The following is a 13,837-nucleotide window of genomic DNA, read 5'->3' as shown; positions in this document are numbered from 1 at the left end:
CCTGGCCGCTGAATCACTGCGTTCAAAGAATCATCTCCCCCCTTCTTTCCAAGGACGTGTCCATGAATTCTATCGAATCACGCCTACCTAGTTTTTCCAATGCCACACGCTCCTTCGCAGAACCCCCGCCGGAATCGGGCGCAGCCCACTCGTCAAGTCGATCCCGGCGCGACGCCGTGGATGTGACTGCCCACGAACTGGAGAATGCCCGGCAACTTGTGCAAGACAGTGACCGCGAACTGGCGAAACAGTACGCCCTGACCCTGGCCTTTCACGAGACATCCAACGAGCCTGCTGCAGACTTCGACCCGAGCAAAATGACCGTTAACAACATCCCGCCCTACTCCACATTCGGCAGGGCCTGGAAAAAATTCAACGACGCCTTGAAAGCAGAGCCTTTTGCAACGTTTGCCAAAAACAACACCATCAATACGCAAAACTTTACCTGGACCCCCAGTTCAGCGTCGCTGGACTTCGAAATTCGCGGTGCGTCTGGCCACTTCTCGAAATACACCCCCGGGTGGGAAGCGGCATCCGCAGACGTTGCCGCTGCGGCAAGAGCACTGGAACCCAGCGCTGAGCACTCCTTCGTGCATACCGGGGAACACAGTGCTCCGCTGGCGCTGATCGGCGACTTCTACGGCCATGACGCCTACAGCACCAAAAGCCAGCGGTCAGCCTCAATCGAGCAGTTGCTGACCCAGCAATCGTTTCCCTCCCTCCTGCCGGCAAACACCAATAGCCTGCAAGCTGCACATATCGTCGAACAGCAACGCCAAACCGCAGAGGTCCTCGCCAAAGAACCCGCCTCAGTGCCTCTTGAGCAAACGCCGTCCGCGCAGGTTGATGAGGCTGACCGGGAGTTGGCGCAGAACACCGCGACAGCCCTGCTGACGCTGCGCAAAGAAACGCGCCCCGCTGCTGCCCTGCCCCCTGCCAGGCGCCTGTTTCTGGAACTGCCGCCCCTTTCGACACTGGCCCAAACATTCAAGGCATTTAACGAAGCCCTCTCCAGTGAGGCTTTTTTGGATTTCGTCGAAAAAAACAACCTGGTCGTTGCCAACCTCAGGGTGGACCCGACCACCGGCAACCTGCTGGTCCGCAGCCCCAAAGGCTCCGATGCGCCGCCCAAGATGTTCACGCACGATGACTCGTCAGGCTGGGCGCAGGTGGCCCCGGCCATAGTGGCGCTGGCGAAAAAACTGAGTGCCGGAACCGGGGCGCTCGTACCGTGCTTCAACGTTGAAACCGCAAGCCTGGGCCAGGTTCTGAGTTTCTATGGCGAGCCGCCAGCGGATCCCAGCCTGCAAGGCGTGCTCAAGCAGAGCTCGGCCCTCAATCGCAACGGCTTCAGCGCGTTGACCAACGCTGCGCACGACCCGCGATCACGGGAGGTCAAGCAAAACCAACTGGCCGTCAAACAACAACTCGATCAGCAAGCTGCCGCCGATAAACCCATCACCATCCCTCCCCGCCGCTCCCCGACCGCCGAGATTGCCAGACAGCAGTTTGCCGGCGAGCCCGGTTTGCAAGCGGTCGTGGGACGGCTGCTGACGGACGCCATAAAGAGTGCATCACCCGGGCTGGACTTCGACATCAATCAGGTCGACTTGGCCCAGCCCGACCCGGACAACCCGGGTCAGTTCAAACGCAAGCCGCTGACGACGCTGGCCCTGGAATACCTGGTAGACGGTGCGGTCCCCGACTTGCCCGCCAACAGCAAACTGGTCGACACCCGCCCAGACGTCCTGACCCATACCGGCAACACCCCGGACACCCCACTCGCCGTTGACATGGGCGCGATCCAAAGCGCATTCCGTGCGCTGCCAGGCCAACTGGCGCAGGCGTTGACAACCGACGTATCCAACTATTGGGACCAGCCCGCCTTCGGCGCCCCCACCCGTGCAAGCCTCAGCCCGTTTGCCGGCAGTCGCCGGACACTGATCAGTAACCTGTTACGGGACAACCTGCGACTGGCCCTACTCAAGCAGCCGGGCCTGGACGATCTGCAGCGCGAAACCCTGGACCTGGTGGTGCGCTACCCCAACGGATCGACGCGCCCAAGCTCCAACGACAGTGCCGAGGTGACGGTATTCAACCTCGGCAGCATTTCAGAGCCCAACCAGGGCGCGATAGAGTCCACTTCAGCCAACCTGCTGATTCAGCGCCATGTCGGCGAGCGCACGATTCTGCTGCTGTGCGAACCCAGCGGCAAAGTCACCCCCTATGACTCCTACGCGGCGTTCAACGCGGCACGGGAGCGACAGCTCAAAGCGCAGGCCCCTGAACAACGGCTTCTCAACACCTTGCGTAAGGTCGACGGCAATGCTTTCCAGACCCAGGCCGAGACGGTGATCACTCAGCGTCTGGATAACAGCCTTGCTCCCGACCCCAGCTGGCTGAACCTGGACACACTGGATCAGCCTTCACGCAAGATGCCCAGTTGGGTCAGCAACGCCACCGAGGCCGAGCGTGTTGTCTTGCGTGAACTGAGCCTGCAACTGGCGAGTATCACCCAGCGCAATAAAGGGCGGACCTACAACAGCGATATCCCGGATATCCGGCCCTTTGCCGAACAGGCTTTCGATCAACTGAAGGCGGTGAGCCACCCGGCGAAAAACCTGGAGGTGGTGTTCAAGGTGCCCGTCGGCGGCAACTCGCCAGGTGGGGTGGTCAGCGGCAGTCTCCATCGCGAACGCATGAGCATGACCGATGTGCTCCTGAAAAACCTGTCGGGGCTGCCCAGCCGCGACGTGGAGGTTTATCTCAAACCGGGTAACACGCGGGTTCCGGAGCTGGAAAAGGATGGCGAACTGCAGAAACTGATCGAGAAGGTCGACGTGGGTAAAAGCTACCCCGAGCTGCTCAAACGCGAACTGCTGGACGATCCCGTCAAAAAAGCCCAACGCCAGTCCCTGTTTGCCCAGCAAGTCCCCGTGGAACTGCAGATCAAGGCCCTGGAGCTGGCGGTTAACAAACAATCGGGGTTCGATACCACAGGGTTGCGCTACGTGCAGGCGGCCGTCAACCCGCAACCCGGTGCACAGACCGTCGATGGCAAAGAGATCGTCGTCCGCCCGCTGGCGTTCGTTGCCGGGCCAGGCGCCACACCCGAGGTGGTCGACAACATGTACCTGATCGAACCCGAGGACAGCAGCGGCGGCCCGCATATTCTCTACCGCCCATTGATCGCCGACGCACCGCTGCTGCAATTTCCCACCCGCCAGGCCTTGCTGGAGGCCATCCAGCAACCGGGGCGCCTGCAAAACGACATCCTGGCCTGGTTTCCCGACAACGCGACCCGCGACTACTACAAGGCATGGAGTTTCAAGGAGCCCTCCACCCAGACCACCAGCCTGTTTGGCGTGGGCGACGGAGAAACCGTTCCCGCTGCGCCCACACTGGCGGTGGGCGGCTATGCCGCTGCCGATGCCCTGAAGGCCAAACTACAAACCGGGCAATTGATGAACCACCTGTACGACGCCAATGCCCAGGGTCTGATCAGCATGGCCGAACAACAATCTGTCTCCGACGCCGAAAGCCGCTGGGCAACGCTCAAGGAAGGCGGCTATCTGTTGCTCAACGCGGTACTGCCGGCCCTGCGCGGCCCCGGCGCTGCCATTGGCACGGCGCTGCAGTTCCAGGGCATTCTCAGCGACCTGCAAACGCTGGCGGACAACGCCACGCCGGACAAAGAAACGGCCATGGCGGATTTGCTGCTCAACTTTGCAATGCTGGTGACCCACTCTCGAGCACGCTCCTCACGCAGGCCGGTCGATCCCCCACCGACGCCGGAGGTGACCCAGGCAGCGCTGCGCAGTGGCAGCCACAACAGCATCATCGAGGCGCCGAATGGCGAAAAGGTCCGGCGCCTGATCGTGATGAAGGGCAACATGCAAAAGATGCAACTGATCAAAGGCAACCTGTTCAGCTTTGAAGATGAATACAAAGGCAAACCTCGGCTCAACATCAACGCTCATGGTCGCGACCTCAGCTTCAGGGAACAACTGTCCGGTAAAAGCTCGACCATCCTGTATGACGGTGCTGAGCATACCGCCGAGCAACTGCATGCCCACTTGCTCGCCAAAGGCATTGATCCCAGCCAGTTCGACAACGTTCGCTTGCTTGTCTGCTACTCCGGCAATGGCGCCGAGAACTCCTTCGCCGCCGAGTTCCAGCGGCTGATCAACAAGCCGGTAAAGGCCTTCGTGGGCACCGTGACCGTGACCCCAAGCCCCGAACTGGTCACCGCCGAGTTCAAGACCGGCATCCAGATGCATGGGACGCAGAAAGGCCCAAAACTGGTGAGTGACACCTACGCCCAATACGACAGCGTGGACACGGTCAAGGACCGCACGGGTATTTCCCTGATCCGCAACCCGCTCGAATATGTGCTCTTCTCCTACTACCCCGTGTATTTCCCGCCCCGCACCGGCGCCACCGCGGCAAACCGCTGAGCATCAGCACACTGGCGGCACTGCACAATCGCTGCGCCAGATTGACGAAAGGGCCTGCGAATGTTCAGATGCCGCCCTGTTTCAGGTGCCTTATGCCGCCGTGCATAGGGTGAAACGGGAAACCGGTACGCTCGTTCGAGCAAGTCCGGTGCTGCCCCCGCAACGGTATTCGCGTGACCCCTTCGACACACCACTGTGGCCAGAGCGCCATGGGAAGGTGAAGGGTTCGATACGCGAGAGCCCGGAGACCGGCCTGGAATTTCTGTTTGGCATAATCCTGCGGTGGGCGGGCATGGGCCGGTATCGGTGTGTGCCCGGTGCCTTCTCCTGCGTGCTTCTGCGAAGATACTTTCGAGAAGACTATGATTTTCCAACGTTCCTCTACCTCTGGCCCGACCCTGCTCCTGGGTTGCCTGTTCAGCCCGCTGCTGCTCGCCGATGACACAGCCCTGGTGCTCAACCAGCAGATCGTCTCTGCGCCGTCGGTGGAATCCACCACCGTGGCCGATATGGCCCAGTACGGCAGCAAAGTCGAGATTGTCAGCCGCGAACAGATCGAACGCGCCGGCCCCAGCGCCGATATCACCCGGGCGATGCAGATGTTTATTCCCGGCTTTTATGTCGCGCCGAAAAACGGCCCCTTCGACTACGGCACCTATTCCCTGCTGGGCGGGCGCAATGACGACACCCTGATCCTGCTCGATGGCGTGCGCCTGAACAACCGCCTGTACGGCGGCCTGTACCTGGACACCCTGCCGGCCAACGCCGTGGAGCGCATCGAAGTGCTCAAGGGCGGCCAGAGCCTGTTGTTCGGTACCCAGGCGGTGGCGGGTGTGATCAATATCGTCACGCGCAGCCCGCAGACCCGTGACGTGTCCGGCGAAACCAACCTGGGCGTCGATACCTTTGGCGGCACCACCGGCGATGCCCGGGCCGAGCGGATTTTCACTAACGGCCTGGGCGACCTGGGCCTGCTGGCGTACGTCAGCCACAACGTGTCCGAGGGTTACCAGCCGTTTCGCAACCGTGACATGAGCAACGTCAGCGACAAGAAACGCTCCTACGAAGTCACCACCTTCGGCGCCAAGGCCATCCAGTCCCTGGGCGATGATTCGCGCCTGGAGCTGTTCTACCAGTACTCCGACGCCAACCTGGACTTCGCCGGCGCCACCAACAACCGCAAGACCACCAACGACCGCGTGCAACAGATCGCCACGGCGACCTTCGAGCAACGCCTCAATGAACGGCTGAGTTACTTCGTCAAGGGCCATATCAACGATTGGGACACGCGTTACTCGCGGGTCAACAACACCGCCGACGGTGGCACCGTGGTGCGTAACCGCGATGACTACTGGGGGTTCACCGACTGGGGCGTGCAAGCCGAAGGCAAGGCTGAGCTTGAAGGCGGCCATGTGCTGGTGTTCGGCTCCGACAACCAGTGGTTCAAGGGCCAGGACGATGTACTGATCATCGACAACAACAAGGCCGAAGCCCACGCCCTGTACAGCCAACTGCGCCCGCAGATCGACGCCCTGCCCGACTGGCACCCGAGCATCGGCCTGCGCCACGAAACCATGAGCGGCGGCGACAGTGCCACGGTCGGCATGCTCACCTCGCTCTACGACCTCAATGCCAACTGGGCCCTGCGCGGCCAGTACGGCAGCGCCTACAAGCTGCCGAATGCCGAGCAATTGTTTGTCAATGAACCCGGCGACGAGATCGGCAACCGTAACCTCAAGCCGGAAAAAAGCCGCAACGCCGAGCTGGGCCTGGACTACAAGGGCCTGCTGGCCGACCGCGAGTTCAGCGCCAGCGTGACCCTGTTCAAGCGCAAGATCACCGACCTGATCACCCTCGACGATAGCCACTGGGTCAACGGCCAGGGGCAGATCCAGGTGCGTGGCTTCGAGGCCGACGCCAAGCTGGCGCTCAACCAGCAGTGGAGCCTGCAGGCGGACATGACCCGCAACCTGACCGAGTCGCGCGCCGGCGTCACTCTCAATGATGTGCCAAGCTTCTTCGCCCGTTCACGGGTGGGTTTCGAGTCGCAGAATCGCCTGTGGGGCGCCGGCGCGGCCATCCGCTATATCCACGATGTGATCAGCTCGAAAAGAGTCGAATACGGCCACTATTCGGTGGTGGACGCCGACGCCTACCGCTACCTCGACAACGCCCACCAACACCGCGTGAGCCTGCTGGTAGAGAACCTGTTCGACCGCGACTATGTCACCAGCCGCTCCAGCAATGTCGACAACCTGGGCCGACCGTTCACCACGGAGGTGCGTTACACGTATCGCTTCTGATGACTGAAATCACACAAATCGACGGGGTGGACAGCCACCCCGACTGGTCCCATATCCCCGAGCATGCCCGCCATGTGCTGCTGTGCACCGGCCCGCGCTGCACCCAGCGCGGCGCCCTGCAGCTCTGGAAAACCCTGCGCCGACGGCTGCTGGAACACCAGCACATCGAAGTGCCCGGCGGCGTGCTGCTGACCCGCACCCATTGCCAGTTCCCCTGCAACCTGGGGCCGGTGCTCACGGTGTACCCGGAGCGCTGCTGGTACGGAGTGCGCAGCAAGGCCGATGCCGTACGCCTGGTGGATGTGCACCTGGTGGGCGGCGAGGTGCTCGAAGAGTTATTGATCCGGGAGCGCCCATGAAACGCTTGGGAGGATTTGCCATCGCCCTGGTGTGCAGCGCCTCGGCCCTGGCGGACAGTTATCGCAATTGCCAACAGGAGTGGCACCTGCCCCATACGCCGCCGGCGCGGATTGTCGCCCTCAACCAGCACGCCGCCGATATGCTGCTGGCCCTGGAGGCCGGCCCGGCGCTGGTGGGCGTGGCGTACCTGGATGACAACGGCGCCGCGCATAAGCAGGGCACATATTTCGCTGTGCCGGTGATTGCTCCGCGCTACCCGGCCAGCGAGGTGCTGTACGGGCAACAGCCGGACCTGGTAGTGGGCGGCTTTGCCACGGCTTTTGGCAGCGGCATTACTTCACGCACCGGGCTGGCGGGTAATGGCGTGGCTTCGTATCTGCTGGAGTCGGCGTGTGCCGGGCATTCCCTGGATTACTTCGGGCACATTCGCAATGACCTGCTGACCCTGGGCAAGCTGCTGCATACACCGCAGCGGGCCCGCGAGCTGATTGACGCCCTGGACGCCGACCTGGCCAGCGCCCAGGCATTGGCCAAGCCCGCCAAGCCGCTGTCGGTGTTTTACCTCGACAGTGAAGTCAACGGCCTGGACAGCGAAGGACGGCAAGGTTTCGTCACCACCCTGCTGGCGGCTGCCGGAGCGCACAATATATTGGCTGGGATCAACCAGTACCGGGTCACGGTCAGCAGTGAGACGTTATTGATGAGCGACCCGGATGTGATCCTGCTGGCCGACGCCGTGTGGTCCCCTGCCAGCCGCAAACGCCAGTTGCTGACCCGCGACCCGGTGCTGTCGCGCCTGCGGGCGGTGCGGGAAAACCGCATGATCGATATCCCGTTTACGCACCTGGTGCCCACTGTCGGCAGCGGCAAAGTGGTGCTGGAGTTGGCCCACGAGCTCAACACCCTGTAGGCGCGGGCCACTCATGACTTCTGGTCAAGAGTCATTTGAACAAGCATGGGTGTTTCGCCTGGCGCCGGCAGCCGATACTCAACGCCATTGTCCATGCCACAACAGGAGTCACACATGTCTATTCCCGCATTCGGCCTTGGCACTTTCCGCCTGCAGGGCCAGGTGGTCATCGATTCCGTCAGCACCGGCCTCGATCTCGGCTACCGGGTCATCGACACCGCGCAGATCTACGACAATGAAGCCGAGGTCGGCCAGGCCATCGCTGCCAGCGGTATCCCCCGCGATGAACTGTTCATCACCAGCAAGATCTGGATCGCCAATTTTGCCGAAGGCCAGTTGATCCCCAGCCTCAATGAAAGCCTGCGCAAGCTCCAGACCGACTACCTGGACCTGACCCTGATCCATTGGCCGTCGCCAGAAAACCAGGTACCCGTCGCCGAGTTCATGGGGCAGTTGCTGGAAGCCAAGCGCCTGGGCCTGACCCGGCAGATCGGCATCTCCAACTTCACCGTAGCGCTGATGGAAGAAGCCATCGCCGCCGTCGGTGCCGAGAATATCGCCACCCACCAGATCGAGCTGCACCCCTACCTGCAAAACCGTAAGGTGGTGGATTTCGCCACGCGTCACGGTATCCAGATTACGTCCTACATGACCCTGGCCTACGGCGAAGTGCTGAAAGACCCGGTGATCCAGGCAATCGCCACACGCCACCAGGCCACACCGGCACAGGTCGCCCTGGCCTGGGCCATGCAGCTGGGGTATGCGGTGATTCCGTCCTCGACCCAGCGCGCCAACCTGCAGAGCAACCTCAAGGCTGTGCAACTGACGTTGAGCCAAGCCGATATGGCGCAAATCGAGGGCCTCGAGCGCGGCCATCGCCTGACCAGCCCCAAGGGTATTGCGCCGCAGTGGGACTGAGCTAAACCGCCGGGTTGCGCGCCAGCTCCCGCAGCCAGGGCAAGACCCGCAAGCCACTGGCTGGTGACGGCGGGTCGACGATGTCCATAAAGTGTTCCAGGGTGATGCTGTCGGGCGCTCCCGGCAAACGCACCAGGGCCAGGGGCACCACGCAAGCAGACGGCCCCAGGTCCTGGTCGTCATACACCAGCACATGGCGCACCTGCGGATGTTGCTGTTGGAACGCCAATGCGCCGCCCGCGGCGGCAGCCAGTCCGGCATGGATAATCAACACGTCAAATGGCTCAGCCGGGATATCCGTCAGGATCAGCACTTCATCGAAGGTCTGCACCGGGACGATCCGGTAATAGCCCAGCTGGTTGAGCATTTTTTCGATGTGCAACCGTTGCAGGTGCCGTTCATCGGCAATCAGGATGGTCAGTGCTTTGGTTGGCATCGCAAGTCCCTGAGCAGGCATCGCTCGCGGAAGGAAGGAGCGGCCTACTTTTCCAGACATATTTCGACGAAAAAATCAGCGTAGTTCCCTCTACATGTAGGAGTTCTCCCAAATTCCCTGCGCCGGACCTGCCTCTATGCCTGGTTGCAGTAATCCGTCAGGGCTTGATGCAATTGATCAATGGCCTCTTGCACAGCCGCCACTGCACAAACCAGTGCCTCGGGATCGCGCTGTTCACAAGCCGCTTCCAGGGCTTCGCAGTGGTTCACCAAGGTCTGCGCCTCGACCAGACGCGCCCCGCCCTTGGTCCTGTGGGCCAGGTCATGTAGCTGGGCGTAGTCGTGTTTTTCAAGCAATGCCTGAAGTTGCGTACGGTCTGCAGCAAGGCTGTCGAGCAGTTGTGCCAGCAGCTCCTTGACGGCCCCCGTGTCGGAGCCGGTCAGCTTCAACAAGCGGCTCAAGTCGAGGGCCTTGACCGGGTCGGCCTGCACCGGCTCATTGACCGAAGGCATGGCCGTGCGAGAAGCCAGTGCGGCATGCAGGTCCTCAAGCCCGGTGGGTTTGAACAGGCAGCCGTCCATCCCCGCCGCCAGGCAACGCTCGGTTTCCTCCGGCTGCGCATTGGCGGTAAACCCCAGCAACAGGCAAGGGGCCAAGCCGCGGGCCCGCTCATCGGCACGGATGTCTCGGGCCAGCTCATAGCCATTTTTCAGCGGCATGTTGCAGTCGGTGATCACCCCGTCAAAACGCTCGGTCTGCCAACGCTCCAGGCCCTGCACACCATCGTTGGCGGTAGTGATCCGGTGCCCCAGGAAACTCAGTTGGCGGGTCAGCAATTGACGATTGGCGGGGTAGTCGTCCACCACCAGGATATTCAACGCATGGGCTGGCGGCGCCTCCAGAGCAACCGGTTCGGACGGTGCGCTGGCCGAGGTGGCCACCGCCAATGGCAGTGTGACCTCGACCCGTGTGCCCTGCCCCAGCACGCTGCTCAATTTCAGCTGGCCCCCCATCATTTCACACAGGCTGCGGCTGATCACCAACCCAAGCCCTGAGCCACTACGCGCCGACTGGTCAGTGTTACGCCCTTGAATAAACGGGTTGAACAGGCGCATCTGGTCCTCGACGCTGATCCCGATGCCGCTGTCCTCTATCACCAGCCGCAGGCTCAGGTAACCATTGGCAACTGCCGGCGAGCCACTGGCACTCAAGCGCACATGGCCCTGGGCGGTGAACTTGATGGCATTGCTCAACAGGTTAGAGACCACTTGCTTGAAGCGCAGCGGATCAATCAACACGTAGCGATCGACCAGCGGGTCCAGCTCCACCTGCAACACCAGGCCCTTGGTGCGCGCCAGCCCTTCGAAGATTCGCCCCACCGAAACCAGCAGCTCGCGCAGGTTCGACGGCTCCAGGGTCAGGGACAAGTGGCCGGATTCAATCCGCGCGATATCGAGAATATCGCCGATCAATTCCAGCATGCCGCGCGAAGCGTCGGAAGCCACTGCCAGGGCGTCATGGTCGATACGCCCTTGCTCGGCATTTTTCAAGGCCAGTTCGATCATGCCGATCACCGCATTCATCGGCGTGCGGATCTCATGGCTCATGGTCGCCAGGAAGGTGGTCTTGGCGCGGTTGGCGGCGTCGGCCCCCTCCTTGGCCTCCTGCAACTGCCCCAGCAAACGCTGGCGCTCGCTGACATCGACCCAGCCGGCAATCATGCCCACGACCCTTTCGTCCCCGTCGCGGTACGGCAGCATCCAGTGATAAATGGTCAGGGTCGCGCCGCCGGGCACCTTGAGTACCCGGTCGTGAATCTGCGGTTCGCCGCGCTCCATCAAGCGCAAGTAGTCTTCATGGTAGGACTGGGCCTGGGGTTGGTTCCCCGTATCGGTCTCCATCACGGTCTTACCGATCACGTCTTCAAGGCGGAAGCCGAAAACATTGAGATAGGCGCTGTTACAGGCCATCAACCGCCCCAGGCGATCACGCACGTAGATCGGGTGCGGCGTACCGTCGATCAGCACGCTCATAAAGCGCATCTGGTCGCTCAGGGCGCGCTCGGCCTGGGCACGTTTGCGGATCAGGCTGCGCAGGTAAATGGCCCAGCCCAGGGTGATCAGCAACAACACGGCGGCCAGGGAGAAGCCCTGGATAATCGTGTTGCGGTGGCGTAGCCAATAGCTGTCATCGATCAACAACTCGCTGCGCCAGCGGTTGGTCAACTCATCCATCTCCTGGGGGGTGATGCTCAATAGCGCCTTGTCCAGGATCGAATACAACTCCAATTGGCCGCGCCCCACGCCAAAGGCGATTCGCGCCGGCTGCGAGCCTACCGTACTGGTAATGCGCAGGCGGTCACGGTATTGATGGGCAATCATGTAGCGCGCAATGATCAGTGCGTTGACCGTGGCATCGACACCCCCGCTGGCGACCAAAGCCATGCCCTGCGCGGAATTCTCCACGTTCACCAACAGAACGTTGGGGTAGTCGCGGCTGATGATTTCCCGCTGCACGCTACTGCCAATGACCGCCAGGCGCTTGCCCGCCATATCGTCGAGTGTGACCGGAGTGCTGCCATCGTCACGCGTGATCAGCACGAATGGGTTGCTCAAATAGGGCCGGGAAAAACGGACCTTTTCCTCGCGAGCCACACTCGGTGTGATGAACGCGATCATCTCTGCCTCGCCATCGCTGACCTGCTGGATTTGACGGGGCAACGAACCTGCGCGCACCACATCGAACTTCAAGCCCGTACGCAGGCTGATCTGGGCCAGGACATCGGCACTCAAGCCCCGGAATTGCCCTCGATCATTGAAAAACGACAACGGCAGGAACTTGTCGAGTGCCGTCACCCTGACCCTTGGATGCTTGTCCAGCCAGCGCTGTTCACTGTCGCTCAGACGCAGGCGTTCACGGCCAACGATCCCCAGATTACCGGCACTCCAGCGGCGCAGGATCTCCATCTGTTCATCGGCCGGAATCACCGCCAGTGCCGCATTGATGATATGCAGCAGCCGGATATTGTCCCGGGCAAGCGCGAACGCGAAAGGGTTGACCTCCAAGCTGGAAAAGTCCGCCATCCGCACGTTGTTGAGGTTGTTCTTGTTAATCAGATAGTTGGTGCTGATTGCATCGCCCAGATAGACATCCGCCTGGCTAAAGGCCACGGCCCCAATCGCCTCGAAAGTCGACGGGTAGGTCTGCAAGGAGGCATTGGGATAAAAGGCCGCTACCACCTCGGGCTGCATGTAGTGGGAGAGCATGGCCAGGCGTTTACCGTCGAGATCGGCACTCAGCGCCTGACTGTCATCAATACGCGTCACCAGGGTTGGCTGGTCGTTGGCGTACGAGCGCGAAAGTGCCAACTGAGGGTCCGCCGCCTCATAGCCATTGGCCGTGCCTACAAAGTCCACCTCGCCGCGTTTAAGGGCTGCGATGAGTCGATCCCGGTGCTCGTAACACTGCACCTGGATCGGGATGCCGAGTAGCTCAGCGAGCAGCGCCGCATAATCAGCGGTGATCCCCTCCAGTTCGCCGTTGCTGCCCGTCACATCGAAGGGGACATAATCGGGGGCGGAAACCCCCATCACCAATGTGCGGCGCTCGCGCAGCCAGCGCCAGTCGGCCTCATCCAGGTTCACTTGCAGTGTGTCAAGGGTGGAGTGCCCCAGCAAACGCAGTGGGTGTGGCTCACCCTGAGCCACACTGACGGTGAGCGCCAGACCCACCAGCCAGAGTGCGGTGAGCCATTTCCCCAGAGATCTCGACATGTCAGATCAGATGATTACGCTGGGCGAACTTGGATAAGTGCACCACCGACGACATACGCAGTTTCTCCTTCAACCGGGTTTTATAAGTACTGATGGTCTTGTGACTCAACAGCATGTCCTTGGCGATTTCATTGTTGCCCAAACCCAGGGCCAACTTCTGTAGCACCATCAACTCCCGGTCAGAGAGTGCTTCTACCAGTTGCTGTTCCGTGGTTTGCAAGTCGTCCTTGCGTACGGAACTGGTGGGCAGGCTGGGGAAGCAGCTGTAGTTGGACATGACGGCCTTGATGGCTTTTTGTAGCTCATCCAGCTCGCCGGTTTTCGCGACAAACCCCATCGCCCCGGCCCGCATGCAACGCGTCGAAAAAAACACCGCCAGATAGGAGGTCAGGACCAGTATCTTGCAGGGCAGGCCCAAGGCCTTGATCCGGCTGATCACTTCCAGCCCGCCCAGCTTGGGCATGGCCAGGTCGAGAATGACCAGGTCTGGCCGTTCCTCCCTGGCAATCTGTAATGCATCGGCACCATTGGCAGCCTCGAAAATCTTCTCGAAGCCCTCCTGGCGCAACAGGTACTTGACGGTTGCACGAATGAACGGATGATCATCCACAATTAGCGCTTTGCTCATGCGACTCCCTGGCAGAACACCACGACTGTTTAGTTGCTTCATTGGCGACCAC

Annotated in this window: 8 protein-coding genes and 1 riboswitch; of the genes, 5 read left to right on the top strand and 3 right to left on the bottom strand. The window is 61.3% G+C overall.

Going from position 1 to position 13,837, the window contains the following annotated elements; all coding sequences use genetic code 11:
* The first annotated feature begins 176 nt into the window (after positions 1-176).
* The 5 genes from PSH73_RS09515 to dkgB all read left to right on the top strand — a co-directional run bounded on the left by PSH73_RS09515 (position 177) and on the right by dkgB (position 8,948).
* A complete protein-coding gene (locus tag PSH73_RS09515; protein ID WP_305462340.1) occupies positions 177-4,457 on the top strand; it encodes a hypothetical protein in 4,281 nt (1,426 codons plus the stop codon).
* A gap of 66 nt (positions 4,458-4,523) precedes the next feature.
* A riboswitch (cobalamin riboswitch) is annotated at positions 4,524-4,729 on the top strand.
* Positions 4,730-4,819: 90 nt separating this feature from the next.
* Positions 4,820-6,760, top strand: coding sequence for a TonB-dependent siderophore receptor (locus tag PSH73_RS09510; RefSeq protein ID WP_120732526.1), 1,941 nt, complete (start codon positions 4,820-4,822; stop codon positions 6,758-6,760).
* Positions 6,760-7,119, top strand: coding sequence for a ferredoxin (locus PSH73_RS09505; RefSeq protein ID WP_057959185.1), 360 nt, complete (start codon positions 6,760-6,762; stop codon positions 7,117-7,119). Before PSH73_RS09510 ends, PSH73_RS09505 begins: the two co-directional genes overlap by 1 nt.
* Complete coding sequence (locus PSH73_RS09500; RefSeq protein ID WP_120732524.1) at positions 7,116-8,030, top strand: ABC transporter substrate-binding protein; 915 nt, start codon at positions 7,116-7,118, stop codon at positions 8,028-8,030. Before PSH73_RS09505 ends, PSH73_RS09500 begins: the two co-directional genes overlap by 4 nt.
* A 114-nt stretch (positions 8,031-8,144) precedes the next feature.
* Positions 8,145-8,948, top strand: a complete 804-nt coding sequence (dkgB, locus tag PSH73_RS09495) for a 2,5-didehydrogluconate reductase DkgB (protein ID WP_120732522.1) — start codon at positions 8,145-8,147, stop codon at positions 8,946-8,948.
* A 1-nt stretch (position 8,949) separates the two neighbouring features.
* Here dkgB and PSH73_RS09490 read toward each other — a convergent pair whose 3' ends face one another.
* From PSH73_RS09490 to PSH73_RS09480, 3 genes are all read right to left on the bottom strand, one after another.
* Positions 8,950-9,384, bottom strand: a complete 435-nt coding sequence (locus PSH73_RS09490; RefSeq protein ID WP_057959182.1) for a hypothetical protein — start codon at positions 9,382-9,384, stop codon at positions 8,950-8,952.
* A 134-nt stretch (positions 9,385-9,518) separates the two neighbouring features.
* Positions 9,519-13,157 carry a transporter substrate-binding domain-containing protein gene (locus tag PSH73_RS09485; RefSeq protein ID WP_057959181.1) on the bottom strand — a complete coding sequence of 1,213 codons (3,639 nt, stop codon included), beginning with the start codon at positions 13,155-13,157 and terminating at the stop codon, positions 9,519-9,521.
* Between the two features lies 1 nt (position 13,158).
* Positions 13,159-13,785: a response regulator transcription factor gene (locus PSH73_RS09480; RefSeq protein ID WP_057439085.1), complete on the bottom strand. Its 627-nt coding sequence runs from the start codon at positions 13,783-13,785 to the stop codon at positions 13,159-13,161.
* Between the last annotated feature and the right edge of the window lie 52 nt (positions 13,786-13,837).

This window comes from Pseudomonas sp. FP2294 (assembly GCF_030687625.1).
GTDB lineage: Bacteria > Pseudomonadota > Gammaproteobacteria > Pseudomonadales > Pseudomonadaceae > Aquipseudomonas > Aquipseudomonas shahriarae.
This window is presented reverse-complemented; position numbering and strand designations above follow the sequence as displayed.

What these genes read in the sequence shown, in the direction of transcription:
- PSH73_RS09510 (WP_120732526.1), top strand. Translation starts at nt 4,820, where the DNA reads ATGATTTTCCAACGTTCCTCTACCTCTGGCCCGACCCTGCTCCTGGGT.
- PSH73_RS09505 (WP_057959185.1), top strand. Translation starts at nt 6,760, where the DNA reads ATGACTGAAATCACACAAATCGACGGGGTGGACAGCCACCCCGACTGG.
- PSH73_RS09500 (WP_120732524.1), top strand. Translation starts at nt 7,116, where the DNA reads ATGAAACGCTTGGGAGGATTTGCCATCGCCCTGGTGTGCAGCGCCTCG.
- dkgB (WP_120732522.1), top strand. Translation starts at nt 8,145, where the DNA reads ATGTCTATTCCCGCATTCGGCCTTGGCACTTTCCGCCTGCAGGGCCAG.
- PSH73_RS09490 (WP_057959182.1), bottom strand. Translation starts at nt 9,384, where the DNA reads ATGCCAACCAAAGCACTGACCATCCTGATTGCCGATGAACGGCACCTG.
- PSH73_RS09485 (WP_057959181.1), bottom strand. Translation starts at nt 13,157, where the DNA reads ATGTCGAGATCTCTGGGGAAATGGCTCACCGCACTCTGGCTGGTGGGT.
- PSH73_RS09480 (WP_057439085.1), bottom strand. Translation starts at nt 13,785, where the DNA reads ATGAGCAAAGCGCTAATTGTGGATGATCATCCGTTCATTCGTGCAACC.